Source organism: Salinicoccus sp. RF5 (genome assembly GCF_020786625.1).
Taxonomy (GTDB): Bacteria; Bacillota; Bacilli; order Staphylococcales; family Salinicoccaceae; genus Salinicoccus.
The window spans coordinates 696,652-716,239 of the sequence record NZ_JAJGRC010000001.1 but is presented as its reverse complement, the minus strand read 5'-3'; the positions used below and the strand labels follow the sequence as shown (position 1 = coordinate 716,239).

Here is a 19,588-nt window from a genome sequence, read left to right as displayed (position 1 = left end):
AGATATTAAGGAAAAGTGAATATGAAATGTCTTTAAGGGAAGTCCCGTGAGGCTTCAAAGACATGGTATAAACGAGTGCACCCGTAGTGGGCGGGATGCATAATTATTAGGATACGTGTATACTCATGTCTAAGGACATGAGTATTTTTTTATACTATTTTAAAGAGGAGCCGATTAAATGGAACCAAGAGTCATTCTTGATGAAGCGCAGATCAGCCGCTCATTGACGCGGATGTCACATGAAATTCTTGAACGCAACAAAGGTGCTGAGGGCATCGTATTCCTTGGTGTCAGGACGCGGGGGGAATATCTCGCACGCAGGCTGCAAAAGAAGATGGAGGAGATCGACGGGGTGAAGGTCCCCACCGGCACCATCGACATCACCGCCTTCAGGGATGACCGCCCGATGGACAGCAGGGAGGCGGAGGAGGCCATCGCGGTCGATGTGCCGCTCGATGACCGCCATGTCATCGTCGTGGACGATGTACTGTATACGGGCCGGACGGTCCGGGCGGCGATGGATGCGATACTGAACCAGGTCCGTCCGTCGAAGATCACGCTCGCTGTACTGGTCGACAGGGGACATCGGGAACTGCCGATACGGGCGGATTTCGTCGGCAAGAACATCCCCACAGCACGGAATGAAAAGATCAATGTCCATCTCGAAGAGCACGATGACAGGAACGAAGTGACACTAACCAAATAGCAGGGGGAATTCGAACATGCAGGATAAAGAATCGACAGAAGAGATTTTCACAAAAAATGTGGCGCCGGTACTGGATGTCCATGAGAAGCCGAAGCCGGCCCAATGGCTGCTGCTCAGTTCGCAGCACCTGTTCGCAATGTTCGGTGCAACGGTGCTCGTTCCGTTCCTGACGGGGCTGCCGATATCAGCCGCCCTCATCGCAAGCGGGGTTGGGACGCTGCTCTATATACTCATCACCAAGGGGCAGATTCCTGCATACCTCGGTTCGAGCTTTGCATTCATCCTTCCCATCACCATCGCCCTTGGGGCGAACAGCCTTGGTGAAGTGCTCACCGCGCTGTTCTTCAGCGGTGTACTCTATGTCATCATCGGGTTCATCATCCGGCTGTTCGGTACCGACTGGCTGATGAATCTGCTGCCGCCGGTGGTCGTCGGACCGGTCATCATGGTCATCGGACTCGGACTTGCGCCGGTCGCAGTGGATATGGCGATGTATACGGACTCCGGCAACCAGGAAGGCTACAGCATGCTTTACATATTCGTCGCTGCAATGACGCTCACGATTACCATCTGTGCGTCCATCTTCCTCCGGGGCGTCCTGTCGCTCATACCGGTCCTGATCGGCATCGTCGGCGGCTACATCACCGCCATACTTGTCGGCATCGTAGACTTCACGGGCATCATCGAGACCGGGTGGTTCGTCACACCGGACGTCCATCTGCCCTTTGTCTCCTATGACCCGACATGGAATTTCGGGCTGATGATCGTCATGCTGCCGATCGTATTCGTCACGGTAAGTGAGCACATCGGCCATCAGATGGCCATCAACAAGATCGTCGGACGGAACTTCTTCAGGAAGCCCGGACTCCACCGCTCGCTGATCGGCGACGGTGTATCCACGATGTTCTCAAGCATCATCGGCGGGCCGCCGACAACGACATATGGTGAAAACATCGGTGTGCTGGCCATTACCCGCATCTTCAGCGTGTGGGTCATCGGCGGCGCCGGGGTACTCGCAATCATCCTCGGCTTCATCGGCAAGTTCACTGCCGTCGTGCAGAGCATTCCAACACCCGTCATGGGCGGCGTATCGATCCTCCTTTTCGGGATCATCGCTGCAAGCGGGCTCCGGATGCTCATCGATGAGCAGGTGAATCTGGATTCTAAGAGGAACCTGGTCATCGCTTCCGTAATACTGGTCATCGGCATCGGCAAGGCACATCTCGACTTCACCATCGGCGACATCCCATTCAACCTCGAAGGGATGGCACTTGCTGCAGTCGCCGGTATTCTCTTGAATGCAATTCTACCGAAGGAGGCTCCTGTCCGTGATGAATAGTCTGCTGTCAATGAATGACCTGTCCAAGGACGATATCATGCGGCTCATACGCCGTGCACTCGAGATGAAGGCGGGAAACTACGGACCGCTTCCCGAAAGGAAGTATGTGGCCAACCTCTTCTTTGAACCATCGACACGGACGAAGGCGAGCTTCGAAATGGCCGAGAAGCACCTCGGCATCACCTCGCTGCCGTTCGATGTCGACCACAGTTCCGTGACAAAGGGCGAGTCGCTCTATGATACGTGCCGCACCATGGAGGCCATCGGCTGCGATGCACTCATCATCCGCCATGGCGTAACCGCCTACTATGATGAGATGGAGGGGCTCGGCATCCCGATCATCAACGGCGGCGACGGGAGCGGTTCGCATCCTACGCAGTCCCTGCTCGACCTGATGACCATCTATGACCGCTTCGGCCGGTTCGAAGGACTGAAGGTGGTAATCGCCGGGGACATCTCCCATAGCCGGGTGGCGAGGAGCAACCAGCAGGCACTGGCGAAGCTTGGTGCCGAAGTCCGGTTCAGTGCACCGGAGGCCTGGCAGGATGAGAGCATCGAAGTCCCATACGTCGCTCTTGACGATGTAGTCGGCGATGCCGACGTCATCATGCTCCTCCGGGTGCAGCACGAACGGCATGGGGACGAGAAGGACTTTACGAAGACGGCGTACCACAACGGATACGGCATGACATTGAAACGGTATCAGCGCATGAAGGACACAGCCATCATCATGCACCCGGCCCCGGTCAACCGTGATGTCGAGATAGACGGCCGGTTGATCGAAGCACCGCGCTCGGTCATCTTCGAACAGATGAACAACGGCGTATTCATGCGCATGAGTGTACTACAAGAAATCCTTGGGAGTGAACAATAATGAAGATGCTTTTGAAAAATGGAACGGTACTTGAAGACAACAGGCAGGTCAGGAAGGACATCCTTGTCGATGGCGGCAGGATTGAAGAGATGGCAGACAACATTACCACGGAAGCCGATGAAACGGTGGACTGTACCGGCATGCTCATCACTCCGGGATTTGTGGACGTGCATGTCCACCTGAGGGAGCCGGGGGGCGAGCACAAGGAGACGATCGAAACGGGCACGCGCGCAGCAGCACGCGGCGGCTTCACGGCCATCTGCCCGATGCCGAACACACGGCCGGTGCCGGATGATGCTGAAACGATGGCGGATATCCAAAGAAGGATCCGGGAGACGGCCCATGTCAAAGTGATTCCATATGCGGCCATCACTACGCGCCAGCTGGGGCGTGAACTGGTCGATTTCGAAGCACTCAAGTCAGCTGGTGCATTCGCATTCACCGATGACGGCGTCGGGGTACAGAGTGCCGACATGATGCTCCAGGCGATGAAGGAAGGTGCCCGAGTGGGCATGCCGATCGTCGCCCACACCGAGGAGAACACGCTTATCCACGGGGGTGCGATCCACGAAGGGAAGACGAGTGAAAAGCTCGGCATCCCGGGCATCCCTTCGGTGACGGAATCGGTACATATCGCACGGGATGTGCTGCTCGCGGAAGCGGCAGGCTGCCACTATCATGTGTGCCATGTAAGTACAAAAGAGAGCGTCCGGGTCATCCGGGATGCAAAGCGTGCAGGCATCCGGGTCACTGCGGAAGTGACGCCGCACCACCTTGTACTGGATGAAAATGATATCGTGGAGAAGGACCCGAATTTCAAGATGAATCCGCCGCTCAGGAGCACGGAGGACCGCGAAGCACTGATCGAGGGGCTGCTTGACGGGACGATTGACATGATTGCGACGGACCACGCCCCGCACGCAGAAGCGGATAAGGCGGTCGGCATCGAGACGGCACCATTCGGCATCACCGGCAGCGAAAATGCCTTCCAGCTGCTTTACACGAAACTCGTCAGAACAGGCACATTCACACTGCAGCAGCTCGTCGACTGGCTGACCGTCAGACCGTCCGAAACATTTGGTCTGGACATGGGTGTGCTGGCCGAAGGCCGGCCGGCTGACATCACCATCATCAATCTGGACAGGAATTATGTACTCGACAAGGAAAAGTTCCATTCGAAGGCGCGCAATACGCCATTCCATGGAACCGCACTGGAATCCGATATCCACATGACGATCGTGGACGGGAAAATCGCCTATAAGGAGGAAGCATAATGCTGAAGGAAAAAAGGTATCTGGTACTGGAGGATGGCACCGTGTATGAGGGCTATCCATTTGGAGCGAACAGGGCATCGGAAGGGGAACTCGTCTTCAACACTTCGATGACGGGGGTCCAGGAAGTCATCACAGACCTGTCCTATACGGATCAGATCATCACGTTCACCTATCCGCTTACAGGTAATACGGGCATGAACATAGAGGACAGCGAATCATTCAATCCACAGGCCCGCGGGGTCGTCGTCAGGGAAGCATGTACAGATCCTTCGAACTTCCGTACGACGGAAACGCTTGATGCATTCCTGAAACGCCATGACATACCGGGAATCAGCGGCATCGATACCCGCAGCATCACGAGAAAGCTGAGGAGCGGCGGGGTGATGAAGGCGGTGATCACCGATGAAACATACCACGAGGACCTCATCGAACTGCTGCAGAACTCGACGTTCCGCACGGATCAGGTAAAGCGTGCCTCCACGAAGACACCATACATTTCAACCGGTCCGGGACCACGTGTCGTCCTGATCGACTACGGCAAGAAGGAGAACATCGTCCGCCAGCTGAATTCATACGGATGTGATGTGACGGTGGTGCCCCATGATACGACGGCAGACGAAATCAGACAGATGCGCCCGGATGGTGTGATGCTGTCGAACGGCCCGGGAGACCCGGCGAACATCCCAGACCAGATCAAAACGGTGAAGGCGCTGCTCGGCATCCCATTGTTCGGCATCTGCATGGGCCATCAGCTGCTTGGCCTCGCATGCGGTGCAAAGACATACAAGATGAAATTCGGCCACCGCGGCAGCAACCATCCCGTAAAGAACCTTTCTACTGGAAAGATAGAGATCACCTCACAGAACCACGGTTTCTCGATCGACCCGGATACGCTTTTGGGCACCGGCCTTGAAGTCACACACCGCGCGTTGAACGATGATACTGTGGAAGGGATGCGCCATACAGAATATCCGGCATTTTCAGTGCAGTACCACCCGGAAGCGGGGGCAGGCCCCCACGATCCCGGATACCTTTTCAATGAATTCATAGAACTGATGAACATAAAGGAGGCCAACCATGCCTAAACGTGAAGACATCAAAACCATACTGGTCATAGGAAGCGGACCGATCATCATCGGACAGGCGGCAGAATTCGACTATGCAGGCACGCAGGCCTGCCTTGCATTGAAGGAGGAAGGCTACCGCGTCATCCTTGTAAACTCAAACCCGGCGACGATCATGACGGATAAGGAGATTGCGGATGTCGTCTACATCGAACCATTGACGCCGGACTTCATCGCAAGGATCATCCGCAAGGAACATCCGGATGCACTGCTGCCGACACTCGGCGGCCAGGTCGGCCTCAACATGGCAGTGGAGCTCGACCGTCTCGGCATCCTGGAAGAGAACGGTGTGGAACTGCTCGGTACGAAGCTCGACTCCATCAAGCAGGCTGAAGACCGCGACCTCTTCAGGCAGCTGATGAACCAGATGGATGTGCCGGTCCCGGACTCCGACATCATCACGACGATGGAGGAGGCACAGACATTCAAGGACCGTGTCGGCTACCCATTCATCGTGCGACCCGCCTTCACTATGGGCGGTACAGGCGGGGGCATCTGCTACAATGACGCGGATCTCGCGGAAATCGTGGCGAATGGCCTCAAATATTCTCCTGTAAGCCAGTGCCTCGTCGAAAAGTCGATCGCCGGATTCAAGGAGATCGAATACGAAGTGATGCGCGATTCCAACGACAATGCGATCGTCGTCTGCAACATGGAGAACATCGATCCCGTAGGCATCCATACAGGGGACTCCATCGTCGTCGCGCCGACACAGACGCTGGCCGACAAGGAACACCAGATGCTCCGTGATGTTTCCCTCGGCGTCATCCGCGAGCTCGGCATCGAAGGCGGATGCAACGTACAGCTTGCGCTCGACCCGGATTCCTTCGACTACTACATCATCGAAGTCAATCCAAGGGTCTCCCGCTCTTCAGCGCTCGCTTCGAAGGCGACGGGCTATCCGATCGCAAAGCTTGCAGCCAAAATCGCCATCGGCATGACGCTCGATGAAATGATCAATCCGATCACCGGCACGAGCTATGCGGCATTCGAACCGGCGCTCGACTATGTCGTCTCCAAGATTCCACGCTTCCCATTCGACAAGTTCGAAAAGGGGGAACGCAAGCTCGGGACACAGATGAAGGCTACAGGCGAAGTCATGGCGATCGGCCGTACGTATGAAGAGTCCCTTCTGAAGGCGATCCGTTCGCTCGAGTACGGCGTCCATCACCTCGGTTTGCCGAACGGGGACGACTTCGAGCTCGACTACATCAATGAGATGATCCAGAAGCAGAGTGATGAAAGGCTCTTCTACATCGGTGAGGCGCTGAGGCGCGGCGTCTCCAAGGAGACCATCCATGAATGGACGAAGATCGACATGTTCTTCCTGAGGAAGTTCGAGCATATCATCGAAATCGAACATGAACTGAAGGAGAACCAGGGCTCCATGGACCACCTGAAGTGGGCGAAGACCTACGGCTTCAGCGACAGGGTCATCGGCCACCGCTGGGGCATGGAGGAGGAGGAAGTGTTCCAGCTCCGTAAATCCAACGGCCTCATGCCGGTGTATAAGATGGTGGACACGTGCGCGGCGGAATTCGAATCTGAGACCCCATACTTCTATGGGACGTACGAATTGGAGAATGAATCGATCGTCAGCGACAGGGAGAAGATCATCGTCCTCGGCAGCGGCCCGATCCGTATCGGCCAGGGCGTCGAGTTCGACTATGCCACCGTCCATGCCGTATGGGCCATACAGGAAGCCGGATATGAAGCGATCATCATCAACAACAATCCGGAAACCGTCTCCACCGACTTCTCGATTTCCGACAAGCTCTATTTTGAACCGCTGACGCATGAAGATGTCATGAACATCATCGACCTGGAGCAGCCGAAAGGCGTCGTCGTCCAGTTCGGCGGACAGACGGCAATCAACCTGGCGGATAGGCTGGAGCGTGACGGTGTGAAGATACTCGGTACATCGCTTGATGACCTGGACCGTGCAGAGGACAGGAAGCGCTTTGAAGCGCTGCTGCGCAAAATCGATGTCCCACAACCGCTCGGTAAGACGGCGACGAATGAACAGGAGGCGCTGGACAATGCCCAGCATATCGGCTATCCGGTCCTCGTCCGTCCAAGCTACGTGCTCGGCGGCCGTGCGATGGAAATCGTCTACAACGAAGACGAACTCAAGAACTACATGAGGGATGCGGTCAAGGCATCACCGGAACATCCGGTGCTGATCGACCGCTATCTGACCGGTAAAGAGATAGAGGTCGACGCCATCAGCGACGGGGAAAATGTCATCATCCCGGGCATCATGGAGCATATCGAACGTGCGGGCGTGCACTCCGGCGACTCCATCGCCGTGTACCCGCCGGTGACATTGACCAACAATGAAATCAACACGCTCAAGGAATACACAGAGAAACTTGCGCTTGGTCTGAAGACGGTGGGTCTGATCAACATCCAGTTCGTACTGTCGGATGGGGAGGTATATGTCCTCGAAGTGAATCCGCGTGCGAGCCGCACCGTGCCGTTCATGAGCAAGATCACTGAAATCCCGATGGCGAACCTAGCGATGAAGGCGATCCTCGGTACAGACCTCAAAGAGACCGGTTATCCGCTCGGTCTTGCCCCATTCAAGCAGGGCTATCATGTGAAGGCGCCGGTATTCAGCTTCAGCAAGCTCAAGAACGTGGACATCACGCTCGGACCTGAAATGAAATCCACAGGTGAGGTCATGGGCAAGGACCTGAGCCTCAACAAGGCTCTCTATAAGGGGCTTGTGGCCAGCGGCCTCGAAGTCAAGGACCATGGAACGGTGCTCATGACCGTTGCGGACAAGGATAAGGAGGAAGCGGTCGAGCTTGCCAATCGCCTGTCCCAGTGCGGCTACCGCATCATGGCGACGGAAGGTACGGGGAAAGTGCTGGAAGAACGCCAGATTCCCTATATCACCGTAAACAAGGTCAGAGAAGGGCAGGAAAGCCTCCTCAAATGGATTCAGAACGGCAGCGTGCAGATTGTGATCAACACGATGACGAAAGGAAAGCAGGTTGAAAGGGACGGATTCAGGATCAGAAGGGAATCGGTCGAGAACGGCATCCCGTGCCTGACTTCGCTCGACACTGCACGCACGCTTGTCGAAGTGATAGAAAGCATGACGTTCAATATGGAAAAGATGTAGGTGAGAATATGAAGAATATCATGACAGTCGTCGCCCAGAGCCGCATTGCCGATAAGATCCACGAAATGGTCCTTGAGGGGGACATCACAAAAAACATGAAGACCCCGGGCCAGTTCGTCCACGTACGAATCAATGATACGACGGAACATGTACTGAGACGCCCGATATCCATTGCGGATATCGACCAGGAAAATTCGCGGTTCACCATCGTCTACCGTGCTGAAGGGGAGGGCACCAGAAAGCTGTCGAAGCTCGGTCCCGGGGATTCACTTGATATCCTCTCCCCCCTTGGCAGGGGATATCCGGTGGAACACAACTCGCACGTATTGATCGTCGGCGGCGGCATCGGTGTACCGCCATTGTACGAACTGTCCAAGCAGCTGAACAGGGAAGGTGTCAGGACCACCCACGTCCTCGGATTCAATTCAAAGAAGGATGTATTCTATGAAGAGAAGTTCGGCGCCCTCGGTGACACGCATATCGCCACTGCAGACGGCTCATACGGGACGGAGGGCTACGTCACGGATGTGATCCGGAAACTCGATGCCGATTTCGACTGCTTCTATGCCTGCGGACCCAAGGTGATGCTGAAGGTGCTGAGTGAGACGATGGACCTTGATGGCTACATCTCCCTTGAGGAGCGGATGGGCTGCGGCTTCGGTGTATGCTATGCATGCGTCTGTGAGACGGCAGAAGGGGACTGGATCAAGCTCTGCACCGAGGGTCCCGTCTTCAGGAAGGGGGAGATCGTGCTATGAACAGTGAAGCGCTGAAGATCAGCCTCCCCGGCCTTGAACTGAAGAACCCGGTGATGCCCGCATCAGGATGCTTCAGTTTCGGCGAGGAATTCTCGAAGTTGTATGATCTGTCGGAACTTGGGGCCATCATGGTCAAGGCAGCGACACACGAGCCCAGGATCGGCAACAGGACACCGCGTGTCGCTGAAACTTCGAGCGGCATGCTGAATGCCATCGGGCTTCAGAACCCGGGTGTGGATCACATCCTCGAGCATGAACTGAAATTCCTCGAGCAGTATGATGTGCCGATCATCGCCAATGTTGCAGGCAGCGAAATCGACGACTATGCAATCGTTGCGGACAAGATATCAAAGGCACCGAATGTAAAGGCCATAGAGCTCAACATCTCCTGCCCAAATGTGAAGGAGGGCGGCATCCAATTCGGGACGGACCCCGAGACGGCACGCCGCCTGACCGCCCGTGTAAAGGAAGTATCGGATGTTCCGGTGTATGTAAAACTGTCACCTAATGTGACCAGTATTGTAGACATGGCCTTAAGTGTCGGCGACATCGCGGATGGCCTGACGATGATCAACACGCTCGTCGGAATGCGGCTTGATGGCAATGGCCAGCCGATCCTCTCCAATGTCACAGGTGGGCTCAGCGGGCCGGCGATCAAGCCGGTCAGCCTGAATATGATCTATCAGGTCCGCCAGCATCTGCCCCACATCCCAATCATCGGCATGGGCGGCATCGCGACTACCGATGATATTCTCGACTACATCTCGGTCGGCGCGGATGCGGTGGCCGTCGGCACCATGAACTTCACGGACCCGATGATCTGCCCGACACTGATTGAAGCGATGGATGAAAGGCTCGACGAAATGGGCGTCGGACATCTGCATGACTTGAAAGGCCGTGCCTACAAATAAGCTGAGGAGGAAACTTATGAACAGACCGATCATTGCCCTCGACTTCGGTACGATGGCAGAAGTACAACAGTTTCTCGATAAATTTGAAGAGCCGCTTTTCGTGAAGGTTGGAATGGAGCTCTACCTGCAGAACGGTCCTGATGTCATCAGGGAAATCCGTGCCATGGGACACGACATATTCCTCGACCTGAAGCTGCATGATATACCGAATACGGTAGGCAGGGCGATGGAGGGGCTCGGGCGCCTTGATGTGCAGATGACCAATGTCCATGCCCAGGGCGGCACGCCCATGATGAAGCGTGCGGCTGAATCGTTCAAGGACCATAACCCGGATGGCACACTGATTGCGGTGACGCAGCTGACCTCTACCAGCGAGGAAATGATGCAGTCCGAACAGAAGTCATCGCTGACCTTGGATGAGAGCGTCATCCACTATGCACAGCTGGCCAAAGACGCCGGACTTGACGGTGTGGTGTCCTCTCCGCTCGAGTCGGCACTGATCCATGAAGCGTGCGGCACCGGCTTCCTCACAGTGACACCCGGCATCCGGCTCACAGAGGACTCTACAGATGACCAGTCGCGCGTCGTCACACCGTCGAAGGCCCATCACCTCGGCAGCGACTACATCGTCGTGGGCCGGCCGGTCACACAGGCGGCCGACCCGGTGGCCCGATATGCACAAATAAAAGAACAATGGGAAAGTGGGGAAGAGTAGTTGGAAACACGAACAGCAGAAATCCTATTGGACATCAACGCAGTGGCACTCAGTCCGGAGGCGCCCTTCACCTGGTCGAGCGGCATCATCTCCCCGATATACTGCGACAACAGGAAGATCATCGGCGATGTGCCGGCACGGCAGGAAATCGCGGAGGCTTTCGTCGATGTGGTGAAGGCAGAAGCGCCTGATGCAGAAGTGATCGCAGGGACTTCGACGGCAGGCATCCCACATGCAGCCTTCATCAGCGAGCGGCTCGGGCTGCCCATGTGTTATGTACGGGGAAGCAAAAAGAAGCATGGCAAAGGCAATCAGATCGAAGGTGCCGAAGTGGAAGGGAAGAAGGTCGTCCTCATCGAGGACCTCATCTCCACCGGCGGATCGAGCCTTGAAGCTGCTGAAGCACTGAAGGAAAACGGAGCGGAAGTGCTTGCTGTGGTTGCCATATTCACATACGGCATCCCCCGCGCCGATGAAGCCTTCAAGGAAGCGGGGCTTACGTATCATACATTGAGCACCCTCGATGTCCTGATCGATGTCAGCATGGACCGCGGGGCAATCGATGAAGCGCAGAAGGAGACGATCCTCCAGTTCCGCCAGGCGCTTTCAGAAAAATAAAGATCAGGATGGGAAACTCCCATCCTGATCTTTTTTCTGTCTATACACCGAATATCATGTCATTGATGATTTTGGCTTCCTGCTCGATATGATCGCTGTCGAGTGAAACATAAAGCTTGATCTTCGGTTCCGTACCGGAAGGCCTGAGGGCGATCCATCCATCGTCGAAATGGATCTTGATGACATCCGCCTCCGGCAATTCGATGTCTTCTGTAGTGCCGTTGCGGTATGTCCGCTTCTGCGTCTTGAAATCTTCGGTCACAATGACTTCCCGCCTGTCGAGTTCAGTTGGAGTGTTGGTGCGGAACTGCCTCATGATCTCATTGATCTTCTCCTTGCCGCTCGTTCCTTCGAACGTATGGCTGAAAAGGACTTCCATCCGGCGGCCGTATTCCTCATAGATGGCTTCGAGTTCATCGACGAGTGTGCGCCCGCTGTTTCTCAGGGCGCTGGCCATCCCGATGATGTAAGGGACGATCTGTATGGCATCCTTGTCCCTGACGAAGGGTTCGAGGAGGTAGCCGTAGCTTTCCTCATAACCGAGGACGAACGTCCTGTCCGTATTACCTTCCATTGCCTTAATCTGTTCACCGATATATTTGAAGCCTGTCAGGACCTCGATCATCTCTCCGCCGTTGGCTTCCACGATCTTGCGGCCAAGGTCGCTTGTCACGATCGACTTGATGATGACAGGCACGGACCCCTCATGGTGCTCCAGGCGATGCTTCAGGAGGAGGATGCCGAGCTGGTTTCCGTTCAGATGTACATAGCGTCCATCATGAAGGACTTCAACACCGATCCTGTCCGCATCCGGGTCTGTAGCGATCAGCAGGTCCGCCCCTTTATCGGCGCCGAGCTTGCGGGCCGCTTCGAATGCTTCCTCACTCTCCGGGTTCGGCGATTTGACCGTAGGGAAGTCACCGTCAGGGCGGCACTGGTCCTTGACGAGATGATAGTTCTCAAAATCCAGTGAGTCGAGGATGTCGGGGACAATCGGCACGCTAGTGCCGTGGAGACTCGAGAACATGACCTTCAGGTCGGAGGATGGAATTTCCGGGATAAATGAAGTGATCCTTGCCCTGTACTGGTCCTCCATCTCCTCGGTGATATATTGTGCCTTTCCGGATTCGAGCGTCTCCTCAAAGGACACGGTGCCGATATTGAAGATATCCTCTATCGCATTGATCTTTTCACTCAGTTCTGCGGCAGGCGCATCAATCAGCTGGGCACCGTCGGGACCATAGACCTTGATGCCGTTGTATTCCGGTGGATTATGGCTTGCAGTAATCATGATGCCGAGGTCCGCCCCGTGCTCCCTGACATGGAAGGAGAGTTCGGGAGTCGAGATGTATTTCTCCGAAAGGCGGACGGATATATCATTCTGTACGAGGACACCTGTCATCGTCTCCGCAAATTCAGTAGAGAAATGCCTTGTGTCGTAGCCGATGACGACGAGCGGGTCCTCCACACCTTCCAGATTGTGTGCGATGCCGAGAGCAACCTTTTCAACCGTATAGCGGTTCAGGCGGTTGGGTCCGAGACCGATCTTGCCCCTGATGCCTGCAGTTCCGAATGAAAGTGTATCGGAAAAGGCATCCGCCTTCTCCTCTTCCGTAAGTGCCTCATACGATGCCTCTGTAATGAAGCTGTTGCCGATATGTTCTTCCCATTGTGCTCTGTCCACAAAGATCACACTCCTATTCCTCTGTTATTGGTTTTGATGCATATTCGTCACTTTTCTCAGGACCGCCACCTCGTAGCCCTTGATGTAGAAGCTCCGGTTATACACCGCCTTATCATAATGGCGCTGGTTGGAAATTTCTATCTTGTAGGGATCCTGCGCATCAAATCCGAGTTCCATCGATTTTTCCGTCGGATTGATGACGATCATGAATTCACTGTTCCGGTACGAGACCTTCACCCCGAATCCGTTCGGGAGATTGCTGAAGTTCATGAATGAAAGGGCGCTGTCTATGCTTCCCTGATCTTTCAGCCTGAAGACTTCCTCCCGTTTCCTGAACTGCACCAGCGATTTGAAGAACTCGATGTTGTCCTGGTATTTTGCGCGCCTGTTCCAGTCCATGCGGTTGAGCATGTCACTCAAGTTGTAGGTGTTCCCATGGCCGTATTTGGTCCTGAAGAACTCCTGGCCGGCGTGCAGGAAAGGGGTCCCGAAGGACAGGAGGACCAGCGCTGTCGCAATCTGGTGCTGGCTCTCCAGTATATACTGCCGCTTTCCGGAGGAGTACCTCAGCCGGTCATAGAGGGTATGGTTGTCATGCACTTCAACATAATTGATGCTCATCTGGGCTGTGAAGGGTTTATGGAAGCCGGCGAACAGCTCCCGGATGGCGTCTATTCCGCGGCCATCACCATTTACATACCCTTTTTCGCTGAGTTCAAAATTACTTCCTTTGATGGAATCCCGGTAATGGTCATTGAAGAAATGGACCGATGGTACACGGCAGCTGTGTTCAGGCAGTGTCTTTTTGCTGTAGTCGAGTGCCGTCGGGAGGTCCCAGCCTTCCCCGAGGAGGAAGATTTCACGGTCCTGTTTCTGTACGATCGATTCGATGCCCTGCATCGTTTCTATATCCAATGCCCCCATCAGGTCGAAACGGTAGCCGTCAATCCTGTACTGTTCAAGCCAGAAATGGATGGTATCGGCAATGAAGCGTCTGCCCATCATCTTTTCGGAGGCGAAATCGTTGCCGACACCCGTCCCATTGGATAGGGACAGGTCCTGGTTGTGCCTGAAATAGTAGCCGGGGACGAGCTTTTCGAAATTCGAATCCTCCACTTGATAGACATGGTTGAGCACGACGTCCAGTATGATCTTCATGCCGTTCTCATGCAGTGTCCGGATGAGTGTCTGAAGTTCGATGATGCGGTTTACCGGGTCGTTCGGATCTGTGGCGTAGCTGCCTTCTGGGACCATGAAGAAGTGGGGGTCGTATCCCCAGTTGTAGCTTTTATCCCGGTTGAGTTCATCCACGGTGATGAAGTCGTTCACCGGCATCAGCTGGATGTGCGTCACACCGATTTCCTTCAGATAGTCGAGGCCGCTCGAGAGGCGGTGCCTGGTGGTCGTCGGCTCGGTCATTCCGAGATACCGGCCCCGCCATTCCTCCTTCACCCCACTGTTGGGGTGGGAGGTGATGTCCCTTACGTGCGTTTCATATATTATTGCCGAATCATTCGGGATGTCTGGCACGTCGTGATCGGTGAAGCCCGGATTGATGCGGTCGAAGTCCACAATCATCGCCTCCTGCCCATTCGCCGATACCGCTTTGACATAGGGGTCGATGACATTATGCGTCACATGATTATGACTGGCTTCATAGTGGTAGTACTTACCATGACAGTCCTGTTTGATGATCTTCTCGAAGTAGCCGCCGATCTTGTCCATATTGTAGGCCTGGCCGTCGAGGATGAGCCGGCACTGGACGACGGTCGGGGCGAACACCCTGAAGATGGTATGATCCTTCGAGTAGGTGGCCCCCATCTGTTTGTCTGTGGAATATTTCAGGTCGAATTCTATCGACAGTATATATTTGCCCATCTGAAGCGGAAAGCGCCTGCCATCAAATCTGATGTGTGTAAAATGGTCGAGGCTGATGGGCTGGCTGAGCCATACTGTGATATAAGTGCCCCTGTCTTCCGTCCTGGTTATGGAGATGAAAGCATCTTCCTGGATGACGGCAAGGTCATTCACGTCTGCAGCCTGTTCACCTTTTCTGACTATCGTGATCTGGTCTGCTGCATCGAGATATGCATCAATCATAAAAAGCCTCCGTCCGGTTGAATGTGTTAGTGTTGGTATATGGATTGAATACTGTCTCATATAGTCTGACAATTATAAAAATTTTATACATTTTCTTTTTTAAGTTGTATAATCAGTGATGAGGGTATGTCTATAGTATAACGCAAAGGGGGAAATATTTTGAGTGAAGAAAACCTGGAAATGGATAAATATCTGTTCCATCAGGGAACCCATTACAATGCCTACGATTTCATGGGGGCGCATGCTACAGAAGATGGGGTGCGGTTCATCACATGGGCACCGAATGCCAGTCATGTGCAGCTTGCCTGCGACTATAATGACTACTCCGGGGAAGGGCTCGATTTCGAGAAGCTCAGTGACCAGGGGCTGTGGATGCTGAAAACTTCCCGTGTGGACGTCGGAGACGCCTACAAGTACAAGATCCATTTCGGGGAGGGGAGCCACCTCAAGTCCGATCCGTTCGGCTTCCACCATGAGCGGCGGCCGGCGACTGCGAGCATCGTCCATACGGACAGCTTCCACTTCACTGATGATGAATGGATGGCGAAGCGCCGCAGTTCGAATGTTTATGAATCCCCCATCAGCATCTATGAAATGCATCTCGGTACATGGATGAAGCATCCGGTCGCGGATACTGGAGGCAGGACGATTGATGAAATTACAGATGCCTCCTACTACAGCTACAGGGAAGTGGCGGATCAGCTGATCCCCTACCTTGATGAAATGGGATATACCCATGTCGAGTTCCTGCCGCTGATGGAGCATCCCTTCGATCTTTCCTGGGGCTATCAGGTGACCGGGTATTTCGCAGCCACAAGCCGATATGGCCGGCCGGAGGACCTCAAATATCTGATCAACCGGCTCCATGAGGCGGGCATCGGCGTCATCATGGACTTCGTGCCTGCCCATTTCTGCAAGGATGCCCACGGACTGAGGCTCTTCGACGGGTCGCCGACTTATGAGCATCCGGACGAGAGGATTGCAGAGAAGAAGGAGTGGGGGACGCTGACATTCGACTATGGCCGACCGGAAGTCCAATCCTTCCTCGTGTCCTCCGCAATGTACTGGATCAGGAAGTTCCACATCGACGGTCTCCGGATCGACGCTGTACACAGTATGATCGACCTGAATTTTGAAAATCACGAACCGGACTCCAAAATATACAATGAAGATGGTACAGACGAGAATATTGCGGGTATTGAACTTTTGAAGAAGTTGAATGCCGTCGCCTTCGAGTATGATGAGACGCTGCTCATGATGGCTGAGGATTCTTCCGACCGGACGATGATCACCCATCCGATCCACGAAGGCGGCCTCGGCTTCAATTTCAAGTGGGATCTCGGCTGGATGCATGACCGGCTGGACTACATGGAGCAGGATTTCCACGACCGTGCACACAACCACAACAAGCTCACCTTCTCCATGGCCTACAAGTACAATGAGAACTACCTGCTGCCGCTCTCCCATGACGAAGTCGTGCACGGCAAGAAGGCCATCGTCGATAAGATGACCGGAGACCAGTGGCAGCAGTTTGCCCAAACCCGGCTCCTGTATGGCAACCAGTTCACCGAACCGGGCAAGCAGCTGCTCTTCATGGGGCAGGAGTTCGGAATGTACCATGAGTGGAAGGATAAGGAGCAGGTGGATTGGCATCTGCTCGCCTATCCGCTCCATGCGGATCTGAAGCGCTATGTATCCGATCTGAACCGCTTCTACCGGAAGCACCCTGAATTCCATGGATGGGACTACCGGCCGGAAGGCTTCAGATGGCTGCTTGTCGACGACAGCACGCATTCCATACTGAGCTATGTGCGCAGATACGGGGACTCGTTCAAGGTCTGCGTATTCAACTACCGCCCCGAAGTCTATCATGACTTCAGGATTCCGGTGCCGGAACCCGGTGTATACCGGGAAATCTTCAACAGTGACAGCAGCGTCTACTCGGGATCGGGTGTACTGAATGATGGCCGCCACTTCAGCTCGGACGGCCATTATATCCGGGAGGACCAATCGATCCAGATTACAGTGGCGCCTTTGGCATTCCAAGTATTCGAACTAGAAGATAAGACAAAAGGGAGGAAGTAGCATGACATCACAAACAGTAGCAATGCTATTGGCAGGGGGCCAGGGGACGCGCCTTGGCGAATTGACGAAGAACCTTGCCAAGCCGGCAGTGCCTTTCGGGGGCAAATACCGCATCATCGACTTCACAATGAGCAATCTGGCAAATTCGGGGATCTCCACTGTAGGGCTCCTCGTACAGTACTCGCCGCTGATGCTCAACAAGCACATCGGCATCGGGAAGCCGTGGGGGCTTGACAGGCAGTATGGCGGGGTAAGCGTACTGTCACCCTATTCAAGCCGTGAGGGCAGTGCCTGGTTCAGCGGTACGGCAGATGCCATCGTCAAGAATATGCACTTCGTGGAACAGTATGAACCGGATGAACTGATTGTACTGAGCGGGGACCATATATACCAGATGGACTACACCAAGATGCTCGAATTCCATCGGGGAAATGGAGCGGATGCAACAATTTCAGCAATCGAAGTGCCGATGGATGAGGCAAGCCGGTTCGGCATCCTCAATACGAATGATGACTTCAGCATCTATGAATTCGATGAAAAGCCGGAACATCCGAAAAATAATCTGGCATCCATGGGCGTCTATATCTTCAACTGGGACACCATCAGGCCATACCTTTTGGCGGATGAAAAGGATGAGGAGAGCGACCACGACTTCGGCAAGGACATCATACCGAAGATGCTGGCCGATGATAAGAAGCTGTTCGCCTATCGCTTCGACGGCTATTGGAAGGATGTCGGAACGATTAAGAGCTATTGGGAAGCGAATATGGACCTGCTGAAGGAGGATTTCCAGACACTGCTGATGTCGAAGGAGTGGCCGACCTATCCGAACGAGGAAAACCGCCCGCCAGAGTACATCGGCGAGACTGCAGAAATTACAAATTCACTCATTTCCCCGGGGTCCTTCATCGAAGGAGAAATCGACAATTCGATCCTCTTCGTCGGCGTGGAGACGATGGAAGGGGCAAGTGTGACGGATTCCATCATACTGCCTGATGCCGTCATCGGCAAAGATGTCACACTCGACTCTGTCATCGTCATGTCGGAAGTGGAGATACCGGATGGCACACAGATTGTGGCTTCAAACGGCGATCCGGTCGTCATCAGCCCTGATACGCTGGAAGATTATATAGCAGAAGGAGGCAGTCATAATGGATAAAGAACTACTTGGACTCATCAACCTGCAGCCGGAACAGGACTACCTGGACGAGCTGACCTATTTCAGGAGCAGCGGGTCGGTACCGTTCATGGGACGCTATCGGCTGATCGACTTCGCCATCACGAACATGGCCAATTCCGGTGCCAATGTGATCGGTGTGTTTGCAGGCCACAAATTCAGATCCCTGCTCGACCACCTGAACCGCAAGGAGGATTTCGGACTGGAGGGCAGGCAGGCGAAGATATTCGTCCTGCCTCCGGACTGGAATGACCCATCGGACATCTCCCAGGGAGACCTCAAGCACTTCCACAACCACTCCGATCTGTTCAGGAGGTTCAAGGGGGACCAGGTGATCGTCTCCGGGACGCAGTTCATCTCGAACATGGACTATACGGAAGCGGTCAGATACCACAAGGAAAACGACAAGGATATTACATTCATCGGCGAAGAGGTGGAGAACCCGCCGAACAGTCCTGTGCTCAGGATGGCGACAGAAGACGGCAGGGTAACGGGCTTCACACATGACCAGGATAACGGGCACCTCTATTCCGGCGTCTATATCATCAAGAAGGAAGTCCTGATGAACATCGTGCGCTTCTGCATCGACAACTATAAGCCGAGCCTCTTCCACAACGGGATCCGGGAGAAGCTTGAGGAATATGACACAGGATTCTATGACATCAAGGCGAAGACGCACTACTTCTATTCCGTCCAGTCCTATTTCAACAACAGCATGGCGCTGCTCGACAAGGACCGCTACCGTGAGTTTTTCTATGGTGCCAAGAAGGTGAATACGAAGGTCAGTACGAACCCGCCGACGCTCTACAAGAAGGAAAGCCGTGCGAAACGGTCCATACTGGCCAATGGGGCGACCGTGGAAGGGTCGGTGGAAAACTCTGTCATCTCGCGGAATGTGAAGGTTGGGAAGGGTGCGACCATCAAGAATTCCATCATTTTCGCAAACTGCATCATCGAACCCGATGCCCATCTTGAAAATGTCATCCTGGACAAGGACGTGACCATCACGGAGGGCCGCCAGCTGATGGGGTCCGAAGAGAAGCCGTATGTAGTGGCGAAACGTTCCAAGATATAATATGAAACCGGAAAGAAG

General features: G+C 54.4%; 15 protein-coding genes. 13 read left to right on the top strand and 2 right to left on the bottom strand.

The window, feature by feature from the left end:
- Positions 1–178 precede the first annotated feature (178 nt).
- The 10 genes from pyrR to pyrE are packed head-to-tail and all read left to right on the top strand — an operon-like array spanning position 179 to position 11,449.
- Positions 179–706: a bifunctional pyr operon transcriptional regulator/uracil phosphoribosyltransferase PyrR gene (gene pyrR / locus LLU09_RS03795; RefSeq protein ID WP_228310528.1), complete on the top strand. Its 528-nt coding sequence runs from the start codon at positions 179–181 to the stop codon at positions 704–706.
- Positions 707–722: 16 nt separating this feature from the next.
- On the top strand, positions 723–2,045 hold the full coding sequence (locus LLU09_RS03790; protein ID WP_228310527.1) for a uracil-xanthine permease family protein: 1,323 nt from the start codon (positions 723–725) through the stop codon (positions 2,043–2,045).
- Complete coding sequence (locus tag LLU09_RS03785; RefSeq protein ID WP_228311118.1) at positions 2,038–2,919, top strand: aspartate carbamoyltransferase catalytic subunit; 882 nt, start codon at positions 2,038–2,040, stop codon at positions 2,917–2,919. Before LLU09_RS03790 ends, LLU09_RS03785 begins: the two co-directional genes overlap by 8 nt.
- Positions 2,919–4,193, top strand: a complete 1,275-nt coding sequence (locus tag LLU09_RS03780) for a dihydroorotase (RefSeq protein WP_228310526.1) — start codon at positions 2,919–2,921, stop codon at positions 4,191–4,193. Before LLU09_RS03785 ends, LLU09_RS03780 begins: the two co-directional genes overlap by 1 nt.
- Positions 4,193–5,278, top strand: coding sequence for a glutamine-hydrolyzing carbamoyl-phosphate synthase small subunit (gene carA, locus LLU09_RS03775; protein WP_175288618.1), 1,086 nt, complete (start codon positions 4,193–4,195; stop codon positions 5,276–5,278). Before LLU09_RS03780 ends, carA begins: the two co-directional genes overlap by 1 nt.
- Entirely contained in the window at positions 5,271–8,447 is a 3,177-nt protein-coding gene (carB, locus tag LLU09_RS03770) for a carbamoyl-phosphate synthase large subunit (protein ID WP_228310525.1), read from the top strand. The genes carA and carB overlap by 8 nt, the downstream gene beginning before the upstream one ends.
- Before the next feature lie 8 nt (positions 8,448–8,455).
- Complete coding sequence (locus LLU09_RS03765) at positions 8,456–9,205, top strand: dihydroorotate dehydrogenase electron transfer subunit (protein ID WP_228310524.1); 750 nt, start codon at positions 8,456–8,458, stop codon at positions 9,203–9,205.
- Complete coding sequence (locus tag LLU09_RS03760) at positions 9,202–10,116, top strand: dihydroorotate dehydrogenase (RefSeq protein ID WP_228310523.1); 915 nt, start codon at positions 9,202–9,204, stop codon at positions 10,114–10,116. The genes LLU09_RS03765 and LLU09_RS03760 overlap by 4 nt, the downstream gene beginning before the upstream one ends.
- A gap of 16 nt (positions 10,117–10,132) precedes the next feature.
- A complete protein-coding gene (gene pyrF, locus LLU09_RS03755; RefSeq protein ID WP_228310522.1) occupies positions 10,133–10,831 on the top strand; it encodes an orotidine-5'-phosphate decarboxylase in 699 nt (232 codons plus the stop codon).
- Positions 10,832–11,449 (top strand): orotate phosphoribosyltransferase, encoded by a 618-nt coding sequence (pyrE, locus tag LLU09_RS03750; protein WP_228310521.1) that lies wholly within the window; start codon positions 10,832–10,834, stop codon positions 11,447–11,449.
- Between the two features lie 40 nt (positions 11,450–11,489).
- Here pyrE and LLU09_RS03745 read toward each other — a convergent pair whose 3' ends face one another.
- Both LLU09_RS03745 and pulA read right to left on the bottom strand, forming a co-directional pair.
- Positions 11,490–13,133: a phospho-sugar mutase gene (locus LLU09_RS03745; protein ID WP_228310520.1), complete on the bottom strand. Its 1,644-nt coding sequence runs from the start codon at positions 13,131–13,133 to the stop codon at positions 11,490–11,492.
- Positions 13,134–13,157: 24 nt separating this feature from the next.
- Positions 13,158–15,233, bottom strand: a complete 2,076-nt coding sequence (gene pulA / locus LLU09_RS03740; protein WP_228310519.1) for a type I pullulanase — start codon at positions 15,231–15,233, stop codon at positions 13,158–13,160.
- 159 nt (positions 15,234–15,392) lie between these two features.
- Here pulA and glgB point away from each other — a divergent pair, with 159 nt between their 5' ends.
- The 3 genes from glgB to glgD are packed head-to-tail and all read left to right on the top strand — an operon-like array spanning position 15,393 to position 19,570.
- Entirely contained in the window at positions 15,393–17,318 is a 1,926-nt protein-coding gene (glgB, locus tag LLU09_RS03735; RefSeq protein WP_228310518.1) for a 1,4-alpha-glucan branching protein GlgB, read from the top strand.
- A 1-nt stretch (position 17,319) separates the two neighbouring features.
- Positions 17,320–18,477 (top strand): glucose-1-phosphate adenylyltransferase, encoded by a 1,158-nt coding sequence (locus LLU09_RS03730; protein ID WP_228310517.1) that lies wholly within the window; start codon positions 17,320–17,322, stop codon positions 18,475–18,477.
- On the top strand, positions 18,470–19,570 hold the full coding sequence (glgD, locus tag LLU09_RS03725) for a glucose-1-phosphate adenylyltransferase subunit GlgD (protein WP_228310516.1): 1,101 nt from the start codon (positions 18,470–18,472) through the stop codon (positions 19,568–19,570). Before LLU09_RS03730 ends, glgD begins: the two co-directional genes overlap by 8 nt.
- The last annotated feature ends 18 nt before the right edge of the window (positions 19,571–19,588 follow it).